The sequence below is a fragment of the Peredibacter starrii genome (genome assembly GCF_034259205.1).
Taxonomy (GTDB): domain Bacteria; phylum Bdellovibrionota; class Bacteriovoracia; order Bacteriovoracales; family Bacteriovoracaceae; genus Peredibacter; species Peredibacter starrii.
Map to the genome: position 1 here is coordinate 1,470,419 of NZ_CP139487.1, position 25,779 is coordinate 1,496,197.

Sequence of the window (25,779 nt, forward strand, 5' to 3'; positions counted from 1 at the left end):
TTGGGACCATACTAAATAGAAAATCTTAAAATTTTGTGGAGTTTAATCTAAAAATAGACCGGGTGACAAAAATTCCCAACCCCGCGATGAAACTCGCTATTAAACAGGGAACTAGGTCATGAAAATGTAGAAAGTTGAATCTAAAAAGCGATCTAAAGAATGGGGTATAGAGAACAAGGGCCAGCAAAGCAAAAGACCCTGCCATTATTATTGTAAAGTGTTTTGCACATTCTCCCACTGTGACTTTTCCAATTCGAATGTAAATGAGGAAGAGGTTCGAAATAGTAAGAGTTGTAAATGTGATCCCTCGTGCATCCGATGGCCCGAGACCATTCTTCAAAGAGAATAGATAAATTCCTATCACTGCTATCGATAAAACAAGCCCACTCGATAAACTTTCCAATAGCTCAGATCGAGAGAGCATTGCACTTTTTGTGGATCGAGGATGCTTCTTCATTAAATCAGAAGTCCCAGGAAGTGCCTCGTATAGTGTTGTTGATGCCGGTTCTATTACCAGATGAAGAAAGGCAATATGCACGGGTAGCAAAATAATGGGAAGATTGAGCAAGACTGGAACTATTGAGAGCACTGTTATAGGAATATGAATCGCTAAAAGGTAGGTAAAGGCACCTTGTAGATTTTGATAAATTCTTCTTCCGATTCGAATCGATGCAACGATAGAAGAGAAGCTGTCATCCAGAATGACTACTGACGAGGCCTCTCTGGCAACATCGGTTCCTCTTTTTCCCATGGCTATACCGACCTGGGCTTCACGTAGCGCGGGCGCATCGTTGACCCCGTCCCCGGTCATGGCCACAACCTCTCCGGAAGACTTTAACAAAGTGACTATTCTAAGTTTATCTAACGGCTTCATCCTGCAAAAGACTTGAACCTCTTTAAGTTTCTGTAACAGTTCTTGGTCATTCATTTGTTCAATTTCTGATCCGGTAAGTACCTTGTCATGGTTTTGGAGATCAATCTGCTTGGCTATGCTTTTTGCTGTCGCTGGATGATCACCTGTTATCATTAATACTTTTATTCCGGCCCCTTGGCATTCTTCAACGGAGGACTTGGCGTCGTCTCTGACAGGATCCTCAAAGCCGATAAGGCCCAGAAACTCGAAATTGAAATCATGTTGTTTCTCGGGGAGAGTAGGCGAAGATGAGCTTGCGACACCCAGAACCCTCAGTCCCATAGAGGCCAGAGTAATCATTTCATCTTCGATGATCCTGGCCCTTTCAGGAGGAAGATGACAAAGGTCAATAATCGCTTCAACTGCTCCCTTTGCTCCTATCACATAATTATTTTGAGTTTTTCTCTTCCATGCATAAGAGACAGCAAGTAGTTTGTCGCTGATTTGATATTCTCTTGAGATTTTCCAGTCTGGATGAAGATGCTCTGTTTGTTCTAATAAATGAATGCCTGTTTCTTTTATGGCCTTCTCCATGGGATCAAAAGGATCAATTGGGGTGGCCAGAATTCCAAATTCCATAATTTCATGAAAAGATTCCGGTAAGGTCTGACTTTGGTCATTGAGATTAATCTGTTCTTTCCCATTCCAAAGTTTTTTTAGGACCATTTTGTTTTGAGTAAGTGTTCCTGTTTTATCCACACAAAGATATGAGATGGACCCTAGGGCCTCTATCGAAGGAACCTTTCTGGTTAATACATTTCTTTTTGATATTCTCCAGGCACCTGCAGCAAGAAAAATCAGAAGAACGGCGGGGAGTTCATTTGGAAGAAGGGCCATGGCGAGAGTAAGACCCATAAGAATTCCATCTAAAAGATCACTTGTTGAGTACCAATAATACAAAATAATAAAGATGGTCAGGGCCGCAACTAAAACGGTTAGTTTGTTTACGATCCTCCTGGTTTTTTTTTGAAGAGTAGTTCCTTCATCTTTAACACTATAAAGACTTGAACCAATCTTCCCCAGTTCAGTATTCATTCCTGTTCTCAAGACTTTTCCAAGGGCCTGGCCCCTCAGAACAAGAGTTCCAGATAAAACGAGGTTGGGTAGAGTTAATGGTGATTTTTCAACTGAGAAGGATTCGCCTGTAATGATGGATTCGTCTATGGAGATGGGCCCACCTTTTAATAATTCGATGTCTGCCGGAACCCTATCTCCCTCATTTAAAATGACGATATCACCTGGCACAATTTCCCTGCCCGGAATTCTCATTTGTTTCCCTTCGCGAATAACGACTGCTCGAGGGCTTGAAAGTTTTTTTAAAGCGCTTAAGGTTTTTTCGGTCTTGTTTTCCTGGTAAATGGTGATCGCTAAAATAAGAAGCAGAAAGGCGAGGAGGCTATAAATTTCAGCCGCCTCACCTAAGATGATATAGATAATTCCAATGCCTATGAGAAGAAGCACCATGGGCTCTTTGATGGCCCCTATAATGATTCTCCCAAGTCCACGGGGACGATCGGAGCTGAGCTCATTATGACCGAATCTCTCTAATCGACTGAGACTTTCTGAGTGTGAAATACCAGCTAAGGTTTGATCAGTAGAGGCTTTCATGATGATAGGTTTTTTCATCATCTTGGATGAGACCAAGAAAATATTCTAATATGTCGTCTATTGTGATTATTCCCTTCATTTCACCTTTTTTGTTTTCGACAACGAAGGCCGACACTCTTTGAGCAAGAAATTCTTCAATAACTTTTTGTACGGAGGTCGATTCACTGACGACATAAACTGGCCAATTCATGTAATCGTGGACCTTTTGAGTGGAGTTAAGGCTTAGCTCCATATGTTGAGAATCGACAAGATCGCTTCTGATGGACTTCCATAGATCTCTGTCGCTAAGGATACCGACCAATTTACCATTCTCCTGAACCACGAGATGTTTTAAATTTCGATTGGTCATTATTTGACTGACCTCTAGCATTGAACTGTTTGGGCCAATTGATACTATTTTTTTGGACATCAAATCTTTGGCCCTTACCATAATCAATCTCCTTCTTTCTTTCTGACGTGAACATATGAGCAAACCTCATTTTTAAGTTCTTTTCCCTTTTCAAAGTCCGATATGTTTTGAAGAGTGGTTTGTGCAATATTGCTAATGGCCTCTTTTGTTAAAAAAGCCTGATGCGAAGTGAGGACAACATTAGGAAAGGTCAGGAGACGAGCAAGTGTATCATCCTGAATGACTTGTTCTGAAAGATCTTCGAAGAAGATACCTTCTTCCTCCTCATACACATCGAGACCAGCGTAACCGATTTGACCGCTTTTAAGGGCGTTAATGAGGGCCTTCGTATCAATTAGGGCGCCTCGTCCGGTATTGATTAACATCACACATCTTTTCATCTGAGAGATCGATTTCTCATTGATCATATGATGTGTTTCGGGTGTGAGAGGAACGTGTAATGAAATAATGTCTGATTTTGAAATGAGTTCTTCTAAAGAGACATATCGGCAGAAGTTTTTTTCCGTACCAACGGAGTATTTAGTATCATATGCAAGAACCTGACAGCCGAAACCATTCATTATCCGACACATGATGGTTCCAATTTTTCCCGTTCCAATAATCCCAATGATTTTATTATGGAGATCAAATCCCATCAAACCATTGAGTGAAAAATTTCCTTCGTGGACTCGCGTGTTGGCACGGTGAATTTTGCGGTTGAGGGTCAATATTAGACCAGTTGCATATTCGGCTACTGCAAAAGGTGAGTATTCCGGAACTCTCACGACCTTTATCCCGAAATCGGATGCGGCCACAAGATCTACATGATTAAAGCCCGCGGACCTCAGGGCCAATAGTTGAATACCAAGTTCATGCAAGTATTGAATTGTTTCTTTAGTGAGTCTGTCATTTACAAACGAGCATATGCAGTCATAACCCTGAGCAAGTGAAGCAGTTTGATAAGTCAGACGTGGTTCAAAAAATGAGATAGAATGGTTGAAAGTCGCATTGACCCTTTCAAAGAATGGTCTTTCAAAAGCATGAGTATCGAAAAAAGCGATTTTCATTCAAGTTCCTCATCTGCGAGGGCGATTAAATGTTCTCGTCTCTGAATGGGCCTTGCCTTTTCTCTTTGATTTTTTTGCTTTCTTTTGAGTTTTCATACAGTTTCTCCTTCGAAGCATAACCGCATAAATAGTCACATCCATCCCGTTTCCTGCATACTGATTAAAAAGCTTCTTAACTATAAATTAGGCCCCATTGAGGCAAAGTTCTTAATATAATTTTCCTATGGAAACAGTCGAAGAATTCATGACAAATAGTTACCCATGTTGTTCATCTGCAGAATCTTTGAAAGATGTTTGTAATATCCTTGCAGAGAATAATTGCTCAGAAATTTTCATCGTTGATAAGAATAAAAAGTTAATAGGTGCCGTTTCGGGACGTGATATCTTTTCGAAGTGTGGTAGTGGAGCTGACCCATCGCAAATAGATGTCATTGATTGTATGCATAAGGTGCCGGTCATCATTAATGCTCAAATGGAGTTGGAGGATTGCTTAACTGTCCTTGAGCATAACAATGTAGAATCGGCACCTGTTGTAGATCGTAATGGTAATTACTGCGGACTTATTTCCCTTAACGATATCAAATCCAACTTTAAGGAATGACTTTCGGTTCGAACGTTCTATAGACCGGCATCCAGAAGTTGTCGTCGATGGCCTTAAGTAGGTCCTTCTCACTCTTAGTCTTGGCAGCCAATCCAACTTTAAGAGCAATCGCGCGAGATACTTTCTGAATATCTTCAACAACTGGAAGAAGATTATTTCCAGTCTTGTTACCTAATGGTGACATCTCAGAAAGCGCTTCAGATGCGGCCATGAGCATTTCATCCGTCACTTCTTTTGCTCCACTGGCAAGAACTCCAAGTCCAATACCTGGGAAGATATAAGAGTTATTACATTGAGCAATTGGATAAGTTCTTCCATTGAATTCAACTGGCATGAACGGACTACCCGTCGCCACAAGTGCTGAGCCATTTGTCCATTCAATGATATTTACCGGCTGAGCTTCAACTCGAGATGTCGGATTCGAGAGAGGCATAATGATTGGTCGAGAGCAATGAGCATGCATCGTCTTGATGATCTCTTCAGTGAATAATCCAGGCTGACCAGAAACACCGATTAAGATTGTAGGCCTCACGTTCTTAACCGTATCAAGAAGAGAAATATTCGCCTGATCTTTAATCCATACATGGCCCTCGCTCTTCTGAGCAAGTGCTTGTTGGAAATCAAGAAGGTTAGGCATTGTATCTGTGATAAGACCGTAACGATCTACCATGTAGACTCGTGCGCGGGCCTCTTCATCACTAAGACCTTCAACTTTCATACGAGAGATAATTTTCTCCGCAATACCAGCTCCAGCGGAACCAGCACCTAGGAAAACAATTCGCTGATCTTTGAGTTGATCTCCAACGGCGCGACAAGCGGCCATTAGACAACCGAGTGTCACAGCAGCGGTCCCTTGAATATCGTCATTGAAACAGCAAAGTTTTTTGCGATATTTCTTTAAGATTGGAAGAGCGTTGTGCTGAGCGAAGTCTTCAAATTGAAGAAGAACATTTGGCCAGCGACGTTTAACCGCCTTAATGAAAGCATCGATGAAGGATTCATACTCTGAACCAGTCACACGTTGATGCCTCCAACCCATATAAAGAGGATCTTTCAGAAGTTGATCGTTATTCGTACCAACATCAAGGACGATCGGAAGAGTGTAGGCCGGGCTAATCCCACCGCATGAAGTGTAGAGGGAAAGTTTACCGATAGAAATGCCCATGCCACCGATACCTTGGTCCCCAAGACCCAGAATACGTTCACCATCAGTAACCACAATGACTTTCACTTTTTGTTTGGTCACATTGCTCAGCATCTCGTCGATGCGATCTTTGTTCGGATACGAAATGAAAATACCGCGAGAAGCGCGATAGATATTTGAGAAATGCTGACAGGCCTCACCAACTGTTGGGGTGTAGATGATCGGAAGCATTTCAGCAAGGTGCTTTTTCACGAAGTGATAAAAAAGTGTCTCGTTAGTATCTTGCAAGTTTCTTAGAAAGATATGTCTTTCAAGGTCTTCTTTTAAAAGAGCATATTGAGCTGCAATTCTTACTTCTTGTTCTTCAATTGTTTCAAATGCAGAAGGAACGAGACCATGGAGTTTAAGATCATGGCGTTCTTGTTCAGTGAATCCAGTGCCCTTATTTAAAAGAGACATCTCTAAAAGATTTGTGCCGTAGTAAGGGATCTTTACCGGGCGAGTGGAGAAAGTCATATATCCGCCTTTTAGACTATAAAATCGATGAGGCTATCTTATGAAATTTTTCGCAGGTAAGAAACCAACTCGTCTTGATTTCTTTCAGAGTCCGCCAATGAATTTGATTTACGTTGTTCCTTGTGATGGAAGTACTTACCAGTTACTAAGGCCTCAGGATCATTACTGATTGCTAGCCAAATCTGAGTTTCTGCTCCTTTCATCAAATTATCTGGAGCACCAGCCCCTCCCATTCTTGTAGGGACCCAACCAGGATCTACAGCATTAACATAAGTACCTGGCCAGTTTCGAGCAAAGTATTTAGTGAGCATGAGATCATAAAGTTTTGAATCGCTATAGGCCTGAGTATAGTTCCAAAGTCGTTTTTCCCATTGAGGATCTGTCATATTGAATTCACCACTTTGGTGCATACCTGAGGAAAGAAACACCATTCGTTCTGGTCGCGCTAAAAGAGTGCTAAGAACAAATGGAGTGAGAACGTTCACCGCGAACATAGTACGAAGGCCGTCTCTTGTTACAACTTCAGCATTCGTTTCATAGATACCAACGTTATGAATGATGGCATCGAATGGACCTAAAGCATTGGCCTGTTTGGCGACAGACTTTATTTCATCAAGAGTTGAAACATCTCCGATCACAAACGGAACATCTTTTCCAATTTTCTTTTTTGCTTCTTGCGCTGATTTCTCACTGCGGGCATGAAGAACCACCTGGTGGCCTTTCTCAAGAAGAGAGTTGCCTGCAAGAAATCCGAGACCTGTCGTAGAGCCAGTTATAAATATTTTTTTCATGGGCCAATTGTATCGTGGTAAGCGCGTTAGCTGCAATAGGTCTTCTGCTGCTCAGACCCTCGCTTCTTGCAGCGGGTAGTTTAAAATCTCTATGAGGTGACGTTATGAAAGCATACCAAATTTTAGCGGTTGCTGTTTGTCTGACATTAAATCTTTCTTATGCAGAAGACATATCGATCACGAAAGAAAAATCTCGCGAGGAACAAAAAGGTCCCGAGGCCTACTTCACAGGAAAGGCCACTATTAAACCTTTATTTACTTCTCCTGTGCCTGCACGGACACAAGGAGCCTCAGTGAAGTTTGAAGCTGGTGCGAGGACGGCTTGGCATTCTCATCCTCTTGGTCAGACTTTGATTGTTACAGATGGAGAAGGTTATGTTCAAGAGAAGGATGGTAAAGTACATAGAATTAAAAAAGGAGATGTGGTGTGGACTCCTCCAGGAGTGAAGCACTGGCATGGTGCTGGCCAACGTTCAAGCATGACTCATCTCGCGATTCAAGAAAGCCTTGATGGAAAAGTCGTGGAATGGATGGAGAAGGTCACGGATGCTGAATACAAGGAAGTAAAAAACAAATAATTACTTTCGACCCCAGATGAAAATTCTTTTGAAGGGATAGAAGTAAGGTTTGTCATCAGGCAATACCTTGAACAATCGCTCTCTATATTCAGTCATAAAATTTTTGAATTGATCTTCTTTCAGGCGACTTTGGTAATAAGTCAGCATACTGCCTTTTACCCATTCAATAACTTCTTCGCGGGAATTCAGTATATGTCCATAAACTCGCAACTGAACTTTCTGTTCTTTGAATCCAAGTTTGAATAATAAGCTAGCATAATCTTCAACTAAGAGTAGTGGATGTTCTCTTGATTCATAACCTAACTCTCGGCTGAGTTCATCAGCAATCGTGTGAGTAGGATAGTCGTGATTCATGGGCATCTGAACTGCTAGCTGACCACCTTGTGAGATATTCTTGGAAATATTTTGAAAAAGAGCAGGATGATCTCCACACCACTGCAGGGCCGCGTTTGAGAAAATAATGTCAAATTGCTTACCAGGATTCCAAGATGCGATATTGCCAAGTTCAAACTTTAAATAGTCAGTCTGGAATGCTCGCGCTTTCTCCAACATCTTTTCAGATGAATCTATTCCAAACGTTTGTTTAGCATTCATCTTTTTATGAAGTTCAGCAGTTAGTTCCCCTGTGCCACATCCTAGATCAACGATGCTTGGAGAATCGACTTTGTTTAGTAGTGACATGAGATCATAGAACGGTTCTGAACGTTGATCTTTAAACTTTTCGTATTGATTGGGGGCCCATGAATCTTTGCTCATAATGGTGCTCTCATTATAGTTTTTTAAAGTTTCTTTTACAGTGTACAAGAATTAGACAAATTTTTCTTAATAAGACCCTGATTTACTGATCTACAGTTTGGCATTCCACTTGCTCAATGGTCTTCGACCGAATTTCCAGGTCGTCATTCACTTCTCTCACACTCCCAATTCTATTTATTTCCAAGGAGCAATTAAACCACTGTGAGGTAGTCGTGCGTGCGCTTGTCTGATTCGGCCAAACTCTATTAACCCTCATGAGGAGGCCAATTTTGAATTCGATTTTCTTAAAAATGGGAATGTTTTTGATCATCGTTACACTTCTTAGTTTCACCGTCTCTTGTGTCAAGGAAGAGAAGAAGAAGAGCAGCAGTGCCCCGGCGGGAATCGCCGTAAAAGTTAAAGCAAGTAAATTTTAAGGAGGAAATTACATGAATAAATTTTTGGCATTACTCGTTTTTACTTCAATGACTGCACTGGCCCAGGAGAAGGGGCCCGTAACTCCAACTTCAGTTACATACACTTTCAATTCAGCTCAGTTGACTATGTTTAATGATGATAACTATGGATTGTTTCGAGATCCAATTCAACATACGTTTAGAAAATCCGATCCCGATTTTGGAAACGCCGAGATCAATGATGTGACTGTAGGTTTTGGTCGCTATAAGTCTATTAGTCTTTGCTTTTCAACTACAGTGTCGATGACTTTCAATGGCGAGAAATATAACGGTCGCGATGGAACTAATATAGATCAGGGAGATTTGATTTATGGTCAAGCAAATGGGACCGTTAGCACGGTCAATCCAGGTGCAGTTCATCCCATTCAATTAATCATGGGTGGCCAATCACAGTGGTGTACCTCGACTTATTTTAAAAAGCCCTTGTGTGTAGTCGGTCCAGGTACGAATACATGTGAGATCGGTGACGATATTTACTCATCTGAAGGTAAGATCAATATCAACACTGGAGAATTAGACCTGGGAATGGGCGCACCTATTAAACTTCAGATCAGCTTTTTAATGGATATGCTTAATGGAGTGATCATTAATGCTGATACTGGCGAAGTAACCACTGCACCGGCAGTAAAAATTGTGATGGGAAAACCAGGGGCAGCGATTCACCTTGGTAAGTGGGACACCAATGGCGCGACTGATGTGAGCATGATTTTTAGTAATGATAAGACTCTATTGTCTGTGATGTCGTCAGAATATCCGGGTACTCATTCACAAGGTTTCTGTAGTGGTCAAAGTAATGCTTACGTGACGAGTGTGCCTTTTGCTTCTTCGCTACCTACAAATAGTATTAACTTCATTACATACTTTGATGATGTGACTGGTAAGGTGGCCTATCCAAATATTTCTTCCTGTATGGATGAAAACAACTGTAACCCTGTTGGTTTCAACCTCTTTAGCGATGTCATTCAGGAAGTTTCCCAAGTTGCCTCTGTTGAGTGTGTGGATGAGAACGATGCGGACATTCCTCCCGTTCTTTTACAGTATGGTTATCTCTCAGTTGGTTCAGGTGAAGTTGGTGGACCGCAAAATCTCGCGGTTCAGAGAATCGTTGATCCGACAAACCTGTTCGGAATCTGTACTCCATCGAGCACTGGATATCTTGTTGGTAAAACAGGTGTATGTAGTTTTGTTGGTTCAGACGTTAATGGATATTAAATAAATGGTTGCCCTGACAGACTTAGTCTGTCGGGGCGCTTTTCAGGAAAACTCAAGGTAAATGACGCTGAAGAATCCTCTAAAATAATTTTTATCAAATGAGGAGGTTCAGATGGAAATTTACCAACTTCTTAAAGACGACCACAAAACTGTCAAAACTCTTTTAAAGAAACTTGAGGATACGACAGAGCGCTCTCAAAAAGAAAGAACGACTTTATTTACTAAACTTAAAGAAGCTCTGATTCCTCACACTCGTGCAGAGGAGAAAATCTTTTATGAGTCTTTGAAACTTTCTGAAGTCAAAGAGGCCGATGATCTTGCCTATGAAGGCTATGAAGAGCACGGCGTGGCCGATCGCCTGATTAAGGAGCTTGATAAGACTGAACCTAGTGATAAGCGTTGGACCGCCTTGATGTCAGTTCTTAAAGAAGTTGTTGAACATCACATTAAGGAAGAAGAAGAGAACATGTTTAAGAAAGCTCAGAAGTCGTTCGATTCTGAACTAGCGGTTGAGATGGGTGAGAACTTCCTGGAACTTAAAGAGAAGTTTTTAAATATTCTGCAAGCGGGGAAAATACCTAAGCAGGCACCTTCTCATTCACTTTCTCCTTAAGCATGATCCGTATTGTTCAACTTGGATCACCTCGCGCCAAAAAAGAAGGTCTTCGACTGGGAACGGTTCGAAGACCTCCCCGAGGAGTGCCTAAATCCGAATTTTCCAGAAGAAACTTCTATGATGTATGGATGCCAATCCTTTCACCATCACCTGAATTGGTGAAGAAAGGTCTGCATGCGGTTACTCCGAAAGAATGGAGGTCTTTTGAAAGGAATTATCGTGCCCAGATGAAAAGGCCCGATGCTTCCCATGTCCTCGATCTTCTGGCCGCCATGTCTCATGAAACAAATTTCTCAGTGGGATGCTATTGTGAGAATGAAGAGCGATGTCATAGATCAATTTTGAGAGACATTCTTAAAGAGCGTAAGGCCGATGTTTACTGATACCCTCGTTCCTTTGATTGGTAGAAGAGATAACTGAAGCCGACGAAGGCCGAATAGGTATAATCAGCTTTATAGAGTGGAGAACCGGCATTCGCATTGCCCTTAAAGCTATTTAGTCCAAAACCACCATAGATTCCAATTTGGTCTTTTTCATAGATGTAGGCAAGGGCCGCGGATGAAGACATATAGCCTGATCCTGCATCATACTCTGGTCTCTCAGCAGTTGCGTATTTTCGATCAACTTCAAAATAAAACTCCTGCATCTGATGAGTTGTATGTGTTCTTGTCAGACTCAAAATGATTGAATTGAACTTACTGTCGTCAAAGTAGTAACGGGTATTGAATGATGGTGCAAAGACCAGGCCTTGATAAGTGACGCTACTCAAATCTGTTGAGGCCGCAATCCGAACTGGGAAAAACAGTCTTACCCATAGTCTTTCCGTGCGAACCAGAAAGATATAAAACCTCGGGCCCAGTTCTCCCACCCAATCGAGATCATTCATGCCTTTTCGAGCGTCGTTCTTATCTGAATTCGCTGAAAATGCACCACCACCGCTCAGATCAAATCCGTAAACGGTATTATGGAGAATTCTTGCCTTCATACTATCTTCTTCGTCGGAACGAAGTCTGAGCCCTCTGTATCTCACTTGAGGAACAGCAAGATATCTCAGACGACCTTGATCAGAGGCCGGATAGTCAGGAACAAATGCTGAACCACCAATAACTCCGAATTCATATAATGGCTTATTTGATTGCACGGGATGCAAACTGGCATAGAGAGGCGACAGTAGGAATAAAACCAATGTGATCAAAATCATTTCAAATATCTTAACATGCATTTGCAGTATGTCTTTTCTATAATTTTTGTTATGTCACACTTGCATCATGAGCATGACATATTCTTGATGGTCCTTTCAGTAATTATCGCGATGTTTGCTTCTTATACTGCGCTCGATCTCTCTAACGCTGTTTCTACCGTGAAAGGACGAATCCGCTGGTTTTGGCTTGCTGGTGGTTCATTTGCGATGGGGGTTGGCATCTGGAGTATGCACTTTGTTGCTATGCTTGCCTTTAAAGTCGAAGGACTTACTTTCTACTATGATGTTCCACTTTTAGGTCTTTCTATGGCCGCGTCTGTCTTTGGCTCATTGTTATCCCTTCTTATTGTCAGTACCGGGAAACCGACTATTCAAAGTTATCTCGTCGGTAGTTGTGTGATGGGTGCGGCGATTTCGAGCATGCATTTCATAGCAATTAAGGCGATGAAGATGGAGGCTGGAATCACTTGGAACTATTTTCTCGTTATTCTTTCCATTGTCATATCGATCCTGGCATCTGGCCTAGGACTTCATTTTGCTTTTCTCTTGAAGAGGGATTATTCCTTTAAAGGTTTTATCTATCGGGTAATGGCCGGGATTATTCTTGGAATTGCAATCGCAGGAATGCACTACACGGCCATGGCGGCGATGTATCTTCATAAAGTTCAGTCTCATGTCATTGTAAATCCGACTCACTTACTAGCTGCCGATGGCTTGGCCGGATCTGTTATCATTGCCACCATTCTTATACTTGGTTTTGCGATTACTGGAACAAATCTTGAGCTCGCCATTATGACAAAGCAAAAGGAAAACGAAACTCTGGAGTCATCAATCAGAATCCGTGATCACTTTGTTTCTTTGGCAAGCCATGAACTCAAAGCGCCACTTACTTCCATAAAACTTCAAAATGATCTCATCATGAGATCGATCAAAAAGCAGGACGTTGATTTGAATAAGATGGAAGGCATGCTTTCACGAACCGGAAAGAATGTAGAAAGGATCAATAGGCTAGTGGATGACATGCTTGATGTCTCACGAATGGATTCTGGCAAATTAACTCTTCAAAAAGAGAACGCTGAACTATCAACCATCCTGAGTGAAGTGATTGAAAGACTTCTTCCAATGCTGGAATCGGCCGGATGTCCGGTTTTTTATCATTTCATGGAAGAATATGAAGGCAATTGGGACAGATTCAGATTAGAGCAGGTCTTCACTAATATTCTTATCAATGCCGCTAAATACGCACCTGGAAAACCGATTGAGGTCAGTATCCGCGAATATGAGGACATGGCGATGGTGAGTATTCGTGATCACGGTAAGGGAATTCCCCCTGAATTTGCCGAGAAGATCTTTGATAAGTTTGAAAGAGCGAAGAATGAGGGGGACGCCAAAGGGCTTGGTCTTGGCCTTTTTATTTCCCGTGAGATCATCCATCTCCATGATGGGAAGATCCAAGTGAAGAGCACTCCTGGCGAGGGCTCAGATTTTCAAATTTTTCTCCCTGTCTTGAGGCCATCTCAGACATTTGATGGTATCTTTAAACAAAAATCGACAGGGACCCATAATGAGCAAAGTAAAAGTTGAATTCGTTAAGTACGACATGACCAAAACGACCAATCGTAAGCGTAAGGACATGCTGGTTGATAATCATTCAGAGAAGGCGGTCATTACTCAACTCGAGCGCATTCATAAAGGGGAGAAAGTCGTTAAAATTCATGAAATCATCTGGGGTGAAGCTCAAGTAAAGCAAGACCAAGGTGACTTCTTCATGGGTGTGGTGAAATTCTTCAACTCAGAGAAAGGTTTTGGTTTTATTCAACCTGATGAAGAGATGGAAGACCTGTTCTTTCATAAGACTGCATGTGCTGAAGGTATTCCTCAGGAAGGTGATACCGTTGCTTTTCAAATTAGCGAAGGGCCTAAGGGGCCAATTGCCATTCGACTTAGGATTGTAGAATCTTAGCGGGGCCGGCCTTTCGTCTCAGTACAAGTTTTCTTATCTCCTCTACCCAGAGAACCAAACTTCCGATAACTCCAATAGTTAGGACGTCTCTAAAAGCAATGGGTGTTGTATAAAAAAGTTTATTCATGAACGGTGCATAAATCACTAGGGCTTGTAACAAAAATCCTGTCAGAAGTCCCCCAATTAACCATTTGTTGCTTAGAAGACTCATTCGGAAAACTGAATGCTTATCTGAACGGCAATTGAGCGCATTAAACCATTGTGCTACAGCGAGAAGTGTAAACGTCTGAGATTGTACTTCCACAAATGGAAATCCCATTTCTAAGGAATAGAAAAAATATCCTAAGGTCGTTAAGGCGATGGTTGGTGATAACAGAGACATTCGACGTAAAAAATGTCGGTCAATCAAAGGTTCTTCTCGTGGAACTGGGCGCTGTTTCATTTCATCTCCTTCCTCTGGCTCCATTATGAGTGTTACTGTGAGGGCGCCATCTGTTACAAGATTAATCCACAGGATTTGTACCGCCGCTAAAGGTGGTGGATAACCAAGTAATATAGCAGTAAAGAGAACCAATAATTCGGATATACTGGTGGTAAAGAAGTAGATGATGAGCTTCTTTACATTGCGATAAACGAGTCTACCTTGCTTGACCGCTTCGACAATGGTGGAAAAATTATCATCGGTGATAATAATTTTTGCTGATTCTTTGGCCGTATCTGTTCCTGTAATTCCCATCGCCACACCAACATCCGCTCTTACCAGAGCTGGTGAATCATTCACCCCGTCTCCTGTCATCGCAACAACGTTCTTTTTATTCTGAAAAGTCTTGATGATTCTAAGTTTTTGATCGGGATGTACTCGAGCGAATACAGAAATGTGATTAATGCGTTTTTCCAGTTCATCGTCGCTCATCATTTCCAACTCTGCGCCATCTATTGCTTGATCGCCACTTTTCATTATACCAAGAACTTTTCCGATGGCCTGGCCCGTATGTTTATGATCTCCGGTGACCATAACCGGTCTGATTCCTGCATTTAAACATTCCTCAATCGCAGCACGGACTTCCTGTCTTGGAGGATCCATTTGACCTACAAGGCCAAGGAAAACGATGTTCTTATTGTATGTTGCTTCTCTTATTTCTTCGGTGATGGGACCTTCAATTTTTGCAAAGGCCAGAACCCGAAGGGCTCGCTGGGCCATCTTCTCCGATGCTAAATGTGCCCTTTCGTCAGTGCCACATATATGCAGAATTTTTTCTGGAGCTCCTTTAATCCAGGTGATGATTTTGCCATCTATCTGGTGTTCTGTGGCCATTAATTTGAGTGAAGAATCAAAAGGTATTTCATCTTTTCTTGGAAATTTTTTTTCAAATTCTTCCTTATGCATACCTCGTTTGGCAGCAACCGTCAGAAGAGCACCCTCAGTAGGGTCACCGAGAATTTTCCATAAATTTTTATCGTCTTGAATGAGTCTAGCATCATTACATAAAACACCTGCGGTAAGTAATTGGTCTATGTCTTTATCAGTTTCGTTTTGAGAGTTTCCTTTGACTATAAATTCTCCTGAAGGTGAATATCCCACTCCAGTCACATCTACTGAAATACCGGATGGAAGATAAAGCGCTTCTACCGTCATCTCATTTTTGGTCAGTGTTCCGGTTTTGTCTGTGCAGATAATGTCAGTTGAGCCCAAGGTTTCCACCGCAGACAGTTTTCTAACGATGGCCTTTTTACCCGCCATCCTTCTGACTCCAACTGCCAGAGCGACTGTTATGGCTACAGGAAGACCCTCTGGAATCATTGACACAATCTGGCTGACTCCTATCATGAAAATTTCAGAAAGCTCTAGGCCTCTTAGAATTCCAATCCCTACGATGAGAAAAAATACAACTGCAGCAAGATAAATAATTGTTCTTCCAAAATGCGAAATTTTATTTTCCAAAGGAGTTAGTAAGTTCTGTTTCTCATTGGTGAGCTTGGCGATTTTGCCGACTTCGGTGTTTTGACCAGTGGCAACGACGATGACCGTTCCTCTCCCAGATGTGACAAAGGTTCCTGAGTAAACCATATTCGTTCTTTCTGCAAGAATGGTATCTACAGGTATGTCTGAAATGCTCTTTCGTACTGGTAACGATTCTCCGGTTAATGCCGACTCGGCAACTGATAGATCTCTGGCCTCGATAATCCTTCCGTCGGCCCCAACTGCGTCACCAGCATTTAGTAAGAATATATCACCTGGGACTAATTCCCGTGCTTCGATTCTTACTTCCTGACCGTCCCGGCGCACGGTTACCATGAGTTTGGCAAGTTTTCGTAGGGACTCAAGACTTCTTTCAGCTTTAGACTCCTGGAGGGAACCTATTAAAGAATTCAACATAACAACAGTTAGAATGACGGCAGCATCACTTATCTTATTCAGAAAAAATGCAATAGAGGCCGCTATGAGAAGGAGATAAATGAGGGGACTTTGAAATTGTTTTATAAATACAGCAAACAAACTTCTATGTTTTGGTTCAGGCAATTCATTACTGCCAAATTCCTTAAGTCGCTGATTAGCAACCTCTGAAGATAGCCCAGATTTAAGGTCGCTCCGATGAGCATCAAATAAGGTGGCTTCATTCATGTTATGCCAGGCCGAAGTTCCATGGTCAGGGAGCAGAGTCGATGGTTCCAAGTGTATGTTCCTTTCTCATTTAGTGAGTTTGCCCAAGAAAATAGAGTGAAACATTTGTGAGTATGACTAAAAGGATGATGGTTAATGCATCCGGTTCGATAAGAAGTTTTCGTTTTTCGACTTGATAGAGCTGCCCCACGATGGCCACTGAAGTAATTAGAATGGTCGCAATACAAGTTAAGAGGTGATTTGGCGATACGGAAGCAAGAAGTGATCCGTGATGAAAAAAGTCCAAGGGAATCAAGATCACTATGTTTAAGGTGTTACTTCCGAAAATGTTTCCGACCGCCAGATCGTAGGCCCGATTTCTGATGGCCACAATTGTTGAAACCAGTTCAGGCAGAGAAGTTGAAAAAGCAACTAACGTAGTTCCAATAAATGTTTTCCCGAGCCCACTCAGAGTGGCTATTTCCCCTGCTGCTTCAGAAAGGTAGGGGGCCGCGATGAGAATGACAAAGGCAGACAGAAAGTAACCGGTAAATGCCTTAATGGCCGGGTACTTTTTGTCTTGAATCTTAGGTTGATGTTCTACTTTGGCCTCATAAATTTTTTGATCATAGTAAAGTATGCGAGAACCCAGAAAATAGGCAATAGTGAGAAGAATTGGACCCATTCCAATTCCTGCAAAAGTTGGAATAACTAATTTAGATTCTAAAAAGATGGCCAGACCAGCAATTGAAGCAATTCCGATACTGATAGCACCCAAGAGGGCATGCTTAGAAGAAGCTCTGGAAAATATGGGCGATGTTCCTTTATGGATAAGATCGGCAATTGCAAGAATAAGAAGATTGAAAATACTACTTCCAAACAGATCTCCAACTGCAATATCAGGCATATGATGTCTGACAGCACTAACGTCAACCAGGAACTCTGGAAGAGAGGTCGCACCCGCTAGCAGGATGCTGCCAACAAATAAACGGCCAAGATTAGTAACTTCTGAAATTTTATCGGCAAATTTTACAAGAAAAGTTCCGGCAATAACGATGACGAGGGCCGAAATTCCAAATTGCAGCAATGACTCACGCATGACTATCGAGTTGGGGCTTCAATAAAGTAAATGCTCGTAAAACGTCGTGGCGTGTAACCATTCCTTTCAACTTACCGTTTTGAATCACCGGAAGTCGTTTTATTTTATAGTGGATCATCATATTGATGACATCATCAAGGGTGTAATCCAGTTCGACCGTTTTGGGATTTTTAGTCATTACATTTTCCAGGGGCACGTTCTTCGATTTTTGAAAAATATCTTCCACTCCATTAGAATAGAAAATTTGTCCAAATAATCTTTTAAGGGCCACAAGTGCATGAGGAATGTTGGCATCTTTTCCTACAAAATCAGATTCCGTTATGATGCCAATTAAGTGGGCGGCCGAATCGACAATTGGTACGACACTTATATTTTTTTCGAGCATTAATTTTGCAGCATCTTCAACAGTGTGCTTAGGTGTTAAATAAATTACGTCCTTTGTCATGAATTCGGAAACCTTCATTGAGACCTCGCTTGTTATAAGTACAGTACGTTGATTAAAAACATAGTCTAGACATGTGCGGCCAATTTTTTGCGCTCCAAAAAATCTTAAGCCAACCTTCTCTTTTTCAACCATTTAAGCGGTCAATGAAAAACTATTAGAAGGTGCCACTTTGGCATCTTGAGATCATGATTACCCCTAAGATATAAATCTCTTCGTTTGAAGTTGTGATCTAACGAATGACACTAAACTTAGGGAGTAATCATGAAGAGTTTTATGCTCATTGCATTTTTTGTTCTCGGCCAGGGAGTCAGAGCTGAGACAATGGGAGATGGTGTTCACTCCATCGTCAGGGGAACAGACGGTGAACCTCATTTAGTTAAGATGAATTCAGGTGAGGTAAAATTCATTGAGCAGAATGAAGGGCATAAGCTGGCCGTTTTTGAGAAGAAGCTTATGACCGCCAAATCACTTTCTTCAAATGTCCAAAATAAATTTCAAGTTGAGCCGGGTGCGAGCTATGAACCAACTGTAGTTCCTGATGCTCAGATTCCTGAAATCTTTAATAGAATGAATCCGTATATTAAAAGAAAGTCTGAATGTTCGGACCGTGCTCATGTCTGGGCGTATGATGAGTTTCAGAAAAGTGGTATTAAGTCACAAAAAGCATTTCTTATGCTGACTGATACTTATATTAAACGTACTCGCTACAAGTGGTGGTTCCACGTAGCTCCTATGTACACCACTGCTTCAGGTAAGAAGATCGTTATGGATTTTCAATTCCTTGATCGTCCGGTGACATTCACTGAGTGGAAAAATCACCTTGTGTTCAGTAAGCGTGAATGTGTGACTGATTTCAAATTCAATGACTACGATGCAGGCGCGGATCAAACTCAGGATTGCTACACTAAGCATGAACCAATGTATTACTACATTCCTCAAGACATCGGTGCGTTTGAGAATGGTAGACAGATTACTGGTTGGAGTGTTTCAGGTGTAAATGCAGCCCGCTCAAGAGCTTTCTTTCAAGGGAGTCTATAAATGAAATCAAAAAATATTATTTTCATGATGGCGCTTTTTGGACTTGTGGCCTGTGGTAAAGACGGCGGAGGCTCAGGTAGTGGTGGAGGAAGTGTCACACAGGCCGCTGCTCGTGAAATGGTAGAGGCCGCTCCTGGTTCGTACTACGCCATTCTTAGACCAGTGAACATTTATTCAAATGGTTTCATTCCATATGGGTCAGCGATGTTTACCTTGCAGGGGGATCAGCTTTCTGTAAGCACGTCAATGGATGACGATCAGGCAGTTCCGCACAGACAAACTCTGCACATCGGAACTCGTTGTCCGACTCAGGCAGATGATTCAAACGGAGACGGCTTTGTTGACTATGAAGAGGCCATGAAAGTTGTTGGCTCAGCACTTATGCCACTTGATGATGACTTAAATTCGCAATTGGGAGGAAAGGATCTTTATCCTAGAGGCCGTGCGATGACTTATAAGAAGGTTGTTTCTCTTTCTAAGGTCAATGCTGATCTTTGGAAAGCAGATGAAGATCCTTCTGATAATGTGATGAAGCTCTCAAACGGGCAGGGAATTGGTTTTGAAGGAAGAGTGGTTCTCGCTCATGGAACTGCTCCTCAAAGTTCATTTCCAACTAGTCTGGCCGCTCACCCAGGTGAGCAACCGCATATCTCTTTACCTGTAGTTTGCGGCGTACTTAAGAAGATTAATTAGAAGTTGATTTCAACTTTGGGCCTCGGCACCCTTTCGTCAAACCAATCGCGAAGGTCCATGTCGAGGCCCTGTCCTAACATGTAGTTGTAAAGCGCTCGTCTCAGTCCTACTCCAAGCATATCGTGATCGACGAACTTCTCTTCAGTGAAGGGGAGTTCGTTGTTCGCAAACAGGCCGTGTTCAGGTTTTTTCTGCGGAACAATCTTCACATTGAATTTGCCCGGATTCAGTCCCACTGGAGAGTGGGCAGTAAGTGCAAAGCGATGCCAGTAGGCAGAGCTTAGATAGTGCTTTTTAAAAAGCTGACGAACGACTTCAAGGCTGTCGATGGTTTCCTGCATGGTTTGAGTCGGGAAGCCGTACATAAGATAGGCGTGAACGAAAATGCCAGCGTCTTTGAAGTTCTTTGTGACCTTCGCGACCTTCTCGATTGAGATACCTTTATCGATGAGTTTTAAAACTCGCTCTGAAGCAACTTCAATACCACCCGTCACTGCAATACAACCAGCTTTCTTCATGAGCTCAGTCACTTCTGCCGAGAAGTATGGATCAAAACGGATATTACCCCACCATGTTACTTTGAGATTTCTTTTGAGGATCTCTTCGCTCATGGCCTTTAGAAGTGTCGGAGGAGCGGCTTCGTCTACGAAATGGAAACCGTTCACACCAGTTTCCTGGATGATCTTTTCCATTTTATCAACCACGCCTATGGCGGTATCTGGCTCGTAGCGGCCAATATAATCAAGACTCACGTCACAGAAAGTACATTTCTTCCAATAGCATCCGTGGGCCAGGATCATTTTATTCCAACGACCATCAGTCCAAAGTCTCTGGGTTGGATTCATGTTGTCCATCATTGAGACGTAGCGATTCATCTCAAGACCTTTGAAGCTTGGAGCATCAAGGTTCTTGAACTTGATATCGAAGAGTTCAGGTGAAGAGACAAAAGTAACTTTGTTATCTTTGCGGTACATGGTGCGAAGTAAAGGACCATCGCCCGCTTCGATGAATTTCAATAAATGTTCTAGAGGTTTTTCACCATCGTCGAAAGTGATGTAATCGATCACATCAAAAATTCTTGGGTCTTCCAGGGAGCGAAGCTCGGTATTAACGTAGCCGCCGCCAAGAAGAACTTTTACGTTTGGAGATACTTGCTTGGTTGTCTCAGCAATTCTTAGAGCTCCAAGAAGGTTGCCGGGGAAAGGAACTGAGACTCCTATGACGTCTGGTTGGAACTTCTCGAGATTTGCCTTCGTGAGTTCGGTAATCCATTCATCAATGATCGTTTTCTTTTTAAGACGCTTAACAATCGGAGAGTATGAATTAAGAGATAGCGCGATTTTCTCGGCATAACGAGAGAATCCGAAATCCTCATCTACACCGATGCGGATGATATCTGCGAGGTCATCCATAAAAAGGCTGCAAATGTGCTTGGCCTTATCTTTATCGTTTAGTTCGTTATAAAGGTCGAGAACGCCACCCTGGTTGTCATCTAGTGGCATGAAACGAGGGCCCTCAGGAATCGTCTGACGCTCAATAATGGTTTGAATGAGAGGGGACTCATCTTTCTGAAGGAATGAGATTACAGCATCAATGTTGTTTTCGTATTCCTGATGAGCATCGAGATAAAAGTCTAACAGCTGATCTTTGACCTTGGATTTTCTAATGATCTTTGTAATTTCTTTGAGGCCATCCTTAGAGAAGATTTTAAGGATAAGTTCAAGCCCTATATCAACCTGATTGACCTCATGTCCTAGCTTTTCAAGATAAGACGTTAGATACGCCGTAGATGGGTACGGAGTATTGAATTGAGTCAATGGGGAGAGGGCTAGGAGGATTTTCATTTAAAGAAGTTTATCAGATCCTGACTCAGTTTAATAGATGCAAGACCTCTTTAGGCCAATAGCACTTATAGAAGAATGTTGGAAGCTGTATGTGCTTTGGAATTTTCCTCTTTTAATTTCCATAACATATAAACATTGTTTCTCTGATAATCTCTTATATCATTCATTATGTCCGGAACCATTTTTCCCGCGGCCAGTAAACTCGCGATTAAACTTAAGCCTCCAGTACTTGCTGAAAGATAGAACGTGGCCATTTCAATTGTGGCCAAGCTTAAGTACTTTTTTTGTATGGATTTATATTCGGCTTTGATTCTCGCAAATTCAGGCCTTATAAGATCCTTCTCAATATCATGGGCTACTTGGACAAAGTCAGAAGGCTTAGTTAATTCAACCGATTTACACGCCTGCTTCATCATACTTCTAAAGTTGAAAAACGATTCTTCATTTGAGCGGAGTTTTACAATGTTTTGAAATTTAACATTACCTAAAAAAGGAAGGTTCATATTGGAAATGATATTTGCTAATTTTGCTTCTTCTTTCTTAGGATGGGCCATGAAATTATTTAGGAGACCCCATTCGAATGTGGACTCAGTAAAAAGAATACCATTTTGAAACTCCGCAAGTCTTAATCCATATTCCAAAGATTTAACTCTTTTAAGCCCCACTTTTAATATTGAGTCGTTTCTCCATCTTTCATACTTAGAGCGTTCAACTAATCCTGGGTCTTGCATAGGCAGGAAAATATCAAAGGTATTGTTTCCATCTTTTGGAACATTATTTATTTCGAACAATTGGTAAATGGAGGATGGGACATAACGTGGATCGTTTTTGAAATCGATCGATATAATATTGTGGGGAACATCGAATTTATCCCAATGGCGTTTCTTGCCACCATCTGGCTCAAAAGTAATGGGGAAAACATCAGCATTTTCCAAACAAAACTTTAGGAAATCCTGGTTGGAGTTAATTACCAAGTCAGTAGGCCCTTCCGGTAATAACTGTTCCATGTAAATCAGAGACGAACGAACAGCTTCATTATTTTTTGAGATGTATTTCTCAGGGGACAAAACAATTATCTTGCTTGTAACTAGTTTTTCGTTCGTTACGAGCCATTTAAGGCACAAAGTGATTTTATTTCTGATATATTGAGGATTTTCTTCATTGGAACGAATTTCTATTTTAGATTTAAGACTAGGATCAAATGAAGGAATGGGGTCTTGTATAACAATGGTTTCATAAAGCAGTAATGCTCTCTTCAAAAAACCGTCACAATTTAAGATGTCTATATCTTGTGTAATGAGAGCATGATCTGCATTAATAGGCTCCACATCATTTGAAATGTAGTATTTTTGGATTGCTCCTACGAGTTCTTGTATTTGATCATCTGATTTTGATAGGAGAATGCGATCTATATCTTCAGGCTTCGAACTCCAAAAACCCTGAGATTTAAAAATTTCAAAATAAGCTTTCATGGCCTTGTTCCCATCTATTCTGAATTACGCACTCATCTTCGAAACCATCAACCTTCTTACATACTCAATATGAGATCTGAGCATATAAAATTGATCGGCCAGAATTGCCTTAATTCTCATGCGTTGAACATCCTTCTCAATGCTTTCAAACTGAGCAAAAAGATCTTTAAGTTTCTCCATGTCGTTCTCATACATGAACTTCTCTTCAAGTTTAAGAAGAGCACGGTAACGTCTACGAATGCGAAGTTTACCAAACCAACGGAAGATGGCCGGAATACTACGAACTGCAGGAACGAGTAAAATTAGCATTGGTAGGAAAGAGATAAGGATTCGGTTCAATAGGCTCGCCATCCAGAAAGGAAGGTAACGATAGAGGAAGCTCTTACCAGACTTATAGAAGCGCTCAGCATCGTCACTGAGTCGAATCTTATTTTCGGCCGCAACAGGGAACTCATTACGTTTCTTAAATACACCGGCATTTCCATGGATATCCATCGCCGCATCTAACACCATATCAGACAGAGCAGGGTGAAGATCCTTCGTGGCAATAAGTTCTACCATCGGTCCAATGAGAGTAATGTTCTCTGAAGGGATGTTCTTTTCAAAATTTAGAACACCCTCTGGAACTTCAAGTTTGTGAAGTATATCAATCTTACGGATATAGGCATTAGCGTTCTTGAAGTTCATAAGTCTGATGTCGTCAGAGTTCAAAAGCTTTCTCAGAACATCAAGGGAAGCATCTTCACCCATGAGGAAAGCACCATCGATTTTTTTCTCAAGAAGGGCCTTGCTTACTTCTTCGCCTTCCAGTGTTACGAGATTTGGACCTTCAGTAATTCCATTAAGCTTTAGAATTTTAAGAGCAAGTTTACGAGCACCAGAACCCTCAGAGCTGATCGCAATCGTCTTGCCCTTCATCTCATACATGCGCTCAATCGGTTTCCCACGATAGAAAAAGAACAGAGGCTGGTGGCTAATTCCACCAAGTGAAACGAGACGACGATACTTTTTACCCTCTTCCTCTGAACCGCTTTGAACGAGTGCCAGATCGACTTTAGTATCTTTCTCATAGATACGATTCAAGTTATCGAGAGAGCCATTAGATGTGAGAATGTTTACTTTGATTCCATTCTTTCCCAGCGCCTTTTGATATTTAACAGCGATACCGTGAAAGATACTTCCTTCTGGGCCTGAAATAAAAGTGAGCTCAGTAGGAGGGGCGCTTCTCACGAAGAAGATCACACCAGTGAAGATGATAGTGGCCGATACGAGAATAATCGTCAGGGCCACAGTTGGACCCAGGTCAAAGTATTCCATCAGTGTATCAAGACTTCTACGATAAGCTTTGTTCATATTTCTCTCTATTGAATGCGGCCAAGTTTCAGCATGAAATTACGATCACGAACATCTACACCAACAAGGTGGAAGTCCGGAAATGCCGGGATAAGTTTTTTTGGTTCGATTGTTACTTGAAGAACACGACTATGGTCTTTGTTTCCAAGATACTTGTAAGTTGCAATACCGCTTAGACCTTTCTTCAAACGACTCTTCACTGCAGTCAGAACAACTGGAGTAAGAAACTTCAAATCAAGGTTCATGACTTCAAGTTGGCGAAGACGAACTTCAAATACATCGGGCCCAGTCGAGATGAAATCAACCAGACCTTCAAAAGGCACGTCCCAGAATAGCTTACTTACTTTGCCACTAATATGAATCCCGCCGTTCTTGAAACGGATTTTGAAGTCTTTGATCGAATCACCGATCTTCTCTTTTTCTTTTTCGAGCATGAGCTTACTTGTGAACAGGTCTTGGCTCAGACGAATCATGAGAGATGGAGGTATTTTGTAATTGATGGGTTTTCTCGCTGTCTTCTTCACTGCCGGTGGAGCTTCCGTCACCATTGTGTTGATGTCGAAGATCAAAAAGTTCTCTCCGCTGTTATCTGGGTTATTGTTACCCACGCGGATACCACCAAGCTCAATGTCTTTTAGGTAAGGCACGAGCTTACTGAGTTTAAGCTTTAGCATGAGAGTGTTGCCGTTTGCTTGGATCTCGTTGTTAAGGTTGAAATCCTTCTCACTTGAGAAAGCGAAAATGCTATTAAGAGCTTTTGAAGTGCGCTTGAAGTTATCACGCTCAAGTTCCACTGAAGCAATCTGAAGTTCAAGAGACTTCTTACCACTTTTTAATACTTCCAATGCATCAGGGTTCTTTTCAGTCACAATCGATTTGTTCGCAACTTTGAGAAGTGCTTTATACTTGGCGATCTTACGATCAAAGGTAGAGAAGTCACCAGATAGGGCGGCGAGATATCCACGAGTGGCCGCAAGTCCAAGAGAGAGAAGCTGAACCGGAATCACTACGCGATCACGTTTTGGATTCTTAGAATTTGCCTGATAGAAATAAGTTTCAGAAAGCGGGAACTCTAAGATCAGGTGTTTGTGCTGACTAATTTTCGGAAGAATTGAAAGCTGGAACTTAAAACGAGCAAGATCACGCTCAATCCCAATCGCACGCATATCATCCAGTGGAAGCTGGAAGTCTCCCTGAAGGAGCATCTTTCCTGTTACCGGTTCGAGTTTCATTTTGAGGTTCTGAACGAGGTCCGACTTTGATAAGTGGCCCGCCAGTTGTTCATTAACAAAGGCCTCAGAAACGAAGATGCTCGCGACCTTTGTTTCAAACAAAGTCTGGGCGTGCAAAAAGCTCGAAAAGAAGAGGGCGAAAACGATGTATTTCATAGGGCAAATCATAGCAACTGGAGCGTGCCAGTGACA

Annotated in this window: 24 protein-coding genes and 1 pseudogene; 10 read left to right on the forward strand and 15 right to left on the reverse strand. The window is 41.8% G+C overall.

The genetic code is table 11. From position 1 onward, the window contains the following. Positions 1-25: 25 nt before the first annotated feature. The 4 genes and pseudogenes from SOO65_RS07345 to SOO65_RS07355 form a co-directional block, all read right to left on the reverse strand. Entirely contained in the window at positions 26-2,377 is a 2,352-nt protein-coding gene (locus SOO65_RS07345; protein WP_407677005.1) for a cation-translocating P-type ATPase, read from the reverse strand. A gap of 27 nt (positions 2,378-2,404) precedes the next feature. Then, a pseudogene (locus SOO65_RS20795) lies at positions 2,405-2,542 on the reverse strand (hypothetical protein); the annotation flags it as partial. After that, entirely contained in the window at positions 2,505-2,951 is a 447-nt protein-coding gene (locus tag SOO65_RS07350; protein ID WP_321398894.1) for a CBS domain-containing protein, read from the reverse strand. The pseudogene SOO65_RS20795 and the gene SOO65_RS07350, both read right to left, overlap by 38 nt. A 2-nt stretch (positions 2,952-2,953) precedes the next feature. Further along, positions 2,954-3,976, reverse strand: a complete 1,023-nt coding sequence (locus SOO65_RS07355; RefSeq protein WP_321398896.1) for a 2-hydroxyacid dehydrogenase — start codon at positions 3,974-3,976, stop codon at positions 2,954-2,956. A gap of 223 nt (positions 3,977-4,199) precedes the next feature. Between SOO65_RS07355 and SOO65_RS07360 the strand changes: the two genes are divergently transcribed. Next, complete coding sequence (locus SOO65_RS07360) at positions 4,200-4,577, forward strand: CBS domain-containing protein (protein ID WP_321398898.1); 378 nt, start codon at positions 4,200-4,202, stop codon at positions 4,575-4,577. Here SOO65_RS07360 and SOO65_RS07365 read toward each other — a convergent pair. Together SOO65_RS07365 and SOO65_RS07370 are read right to left on the reverse strand one after the other, a co-directional pair. After that, positions 4,567-6,237 (reverse strand): NAD-dependent malic enzyme, encoded by a 1,671-nt coding sequence (locus SOO65_RS07365; protein WP_321398900.1) that lies wholly within the window; start codon positions 6,235-6,237, stop codon positions 4,567-4,569. The genes SOO65_RS07360 and SOO65_RS07365 overlap by 11 nt on opposite strands. A 38-nt stretch (positions 6,238-6,275) precedes the next feature. After that, positions 6,276-7,028: an SDR family NAD(P)-dependent oxidoreductase gene (locus SOO65_RS07370; RefSeq protein WP_321398902.1), complete on the reverse strand. Its 753-nt coding sequence runs from the start codon at positions 7,026-7,028 to the stop codon at positions 6,276-6,278. A 104-nt stretch (positions 7,029-7,132) separates the two neighbouring features. On the opposite strand from SOO65_RS07370, the gene SOO65_RS07375 reads away from it, so the two are divergent. Beyond that, positions 7,133-7,606 (forward strand): (R)-mandelonitrile lyase, encoded by a 474-nt coding sequence (locus SOO65_RS07375; RefSeq protein ID WP_321398904.1) that lies wholly within the window; start codon positions 7,133-7,135, stop codon positions 7,604-7,606. Here SOO65_RS07375 and SOO65_RS07380 read toward each other — a convergent pair whose 3' ends face one another. Then, positions 7,607-8,362, reverse strand: coding sequence for a methyltransferase domain-containing protein (locus tag SOO65_RS07380; RefSeq protein WP_321398906.1), 756 nt, complete (start codon positions 8,360-8,362; stop codon positions 7,607-7,609). It lies immediately after the preceding gene. A 269-nt stretch (positions 8,363-8,631) separates the two neighbouring features. Here SOO65_RS07380 and SOO65_RS07385 point away from each other — a divergent pair, with 269 nt between their 5' ends. The 4 genes from SOO65_RS07385 (at position 8,632) to SOO65_RS07400 (ending at position 11,028) form a co-directional block, all read left to right on the forward strand. Then, positions 8,632-8,778: a hypothetical protein gene (locus SOO65_RS07385; RefSeq protein WP_321398908.1), complete on the forward strand. Its 147-nt coding sequence runs from the start codon at positions 8,632-8,634 to the stop codon at positions 8,776-8,778. A gap of 12 nt (positions 8,779-8,790) precedes the next feature. Continuing rightward, positions 8,791-10,029 (forward strand): hypothetical protein, encoded by a 1,239-nt coding sequence (locus SOO65_RS07390; protein WP_321398909.1) that lies wholly within the window; start codon positions 8,791-8,793, stop codon positions 10,027-10,029. A 112-nt stretch (positions 10,030-10,141) separates the two neighbouring features. Beyond that, positions 10,142-10,642, forward strand: coding sequence for a hemerythrin domain-containing protein (locus tag SOO65_RS07395; RefSeq protein ID WP_321398912.1), 501 nt, complete (start codon positions 10,142-10,144; stop codon positions 10,640-10,642). A 2-nt stretch (positions 10,643-10,644) separates the two neighbouring features. Continuing rightward, complete coding sequence (locus tag SOO65_RS07400; RefSeq protein ID WP_321398914.1) at positions 10,645-11,028, forward strand: DUF488 domain-containing protein; 384 nt, start codon at positions 10,645-10,647, stop codon at positions 11,026-11,028. On the opposite strand, the gene SOO65_RS07405 is transcribed toward SOO65_RS07400, so the two are convergent. Next, positions 11,022-11,846 (reverse strand): MipA/OmpV family protein, encoded by an 825-nt coding sequence (locus SOO65_RS07405; RefSeq protein ID WP_321398916.1) that lies wholly within the window; start codon positions 11,844-11,846, stop codon positions 11,022-11,024. The genes SOO65_RS07400 and SOO65_RS07405 overlap by 7 nt on opposite strands. Positions 11,847-11,897: 51 nt before the next feature. Between SOO65_RS07405 and SOO65_RS07410 the strand changes: the two genes are divergently transcribed. Together SOO65_RS07410 and SOO65_RS20800 are read left to right on the forward strand one after the other, a co-directional pair. Continuing rightward, a complete protein-coding gene (locus tag SOO65_RS07410; protein WP_321398918.1) occupies positions 11,898-13,430 on the forward strand; it encodes a sensor histidine kinase in 1,533 nt (510 codons plus the stop codon). Next, the gene (locus tag SOO65_RS20800; protein WP_407676990.1) at positions 13,411-13,809 is read left to right on the forward strand and encodes a cold-shock protein; all 399 of its coding nucleotides are present in this window, start codon (positions 13,411-13,413) and stop codon (positions 13,807-13,809) included. Before SOO65_RS07410 ends, SOO65_RS20800 begins: the two co-directional genes overlap by 20 nt. On the opposite strand, the gene SOO65_RS07420 is transcribed toward SOO65_RS20800, so the two are convergent. The 3 genes from SOO65_RS07420 to SOO65_RS07430 are packed head-to-tail and all read right to left on the reverse strand — an operon-like array spanning position 13,790 to position 18,087. Next, positions 13,790-16,483, reverse strand: a complete 2,694-nt coding sequence (locus SOO65_RS07420) for a cation-translocating P-type ATPase (protein ID WP_321398920.1) — start codon at positions 16,481-16,483, stop codon at positions 13,790-13,792. The genes SOO65_RS20800 and SOO65_RS07420 overlap by 20 nt on opposite strands. Before the next feature lie 19 nt (positions 16,484-16,502). After that, complete coding sequence (locus SOO65_RS07425; RefSeq protein WP_321398922.1) at positions 16,503-17,510, reverse strand: sodium:calcium antiporter; 1,008 nt, start codon at positions 17,508-17,510, stop codon at positions 16,503-16,505. Then, on the reverse strand, positions 17,503-18,087 hold the full coding sequence (locus SOO65_RS07430) for a CBS domain-containing protein (protein ID WP_321398924.1): 585 nt from the start codon (positions 18,085-18,087) through the stop codon (positions 17,503-17,505). The genes SOO65_RS07425 and SOO65_RS07430 overlap by 8 nt, the downstream gene beginning before the upstream one ends. Positions 18,088-18,216: 129 nt before the next feature. Between SOO65_RS07430 and SOO65_RS07435 the strand changes: the two genes are divergently transcribed. Further along, positions 18,217-18,993 carry a protein-glutamine glutaminase family protein gene (locus SOO65_RS07435; RefSeq protein ID WP_321398926.1) on the forward strand — a complete coding sequence of 259 codons (777 nt, stop codon included), beginning with the start codon at positions 18,217-18,219 and terminating at the stop codon, positions 18,991-18,993. Further along, entirely contained in the window at positions 18,994-19,686 is a 693-nt protein-coding gene (locus SOO65_RS07440; protein WP_321398928.1) for a hypothetical protein, read from the forward strand. Here the strand turns inward: SOO65_RS07440 and SOO65_RS07445 are convergent. From SOO65_RS07445 to SOO65_RS07460, 4 genes are all read right to left on the reverse strand, one after another. Beyond that, positions 19,683-21,530 (reverse strand): B12-binding domain-containing radical SAM protein, encoded by a 1,848-nt coding sequence (locus tag SOO65_RS07445; RefSeq protein WP_321398930.1) that lies wholly within the window; start codon positions 21,528-21,530, stop codon positions 19,683-19,685. The genes SOO65_RS07440 and SOO65_RS07445 overlap by 4 nt on opposite strands. 65 nt (positions 21,531-21,595) lie before the next feature. Further along, positions 21,596-23,002, reverse strand: a complete 1,407-nt coding sequence (locus tag SOO65_RS07450; RefSeq protein ID WP_321398932.1) for a hypothetical protein — start codon at positions 23,000-23,002, stop codon at positions 21,596-21,598. 24 nt (positions 23,003-23,026) lie between these two features. Then, entirely contained in the window at positions 23,027-24,355 is a 1,329-nt protein-coding gene (locus SOO65_RS07455; protein ID WP_321398934.1) for a TAXI family TRAP transporter solute-binding subunit, read from the reverse strand. 8 nt (positions 24,356-24,363) lie between these two features. Next, positions 24,364-25,743: a hypothetical protein gene (locus tag SOO65_RS07460; protein WP_321398936.1), complete on the reverse strand. Its 1,380-nt coding sequence runs from the start codon at positions 25,741-25,743 to the stop codon at positions 24,364-24,366. Positions 25,744-25,779: the final 36 nt, after the last annotated feature.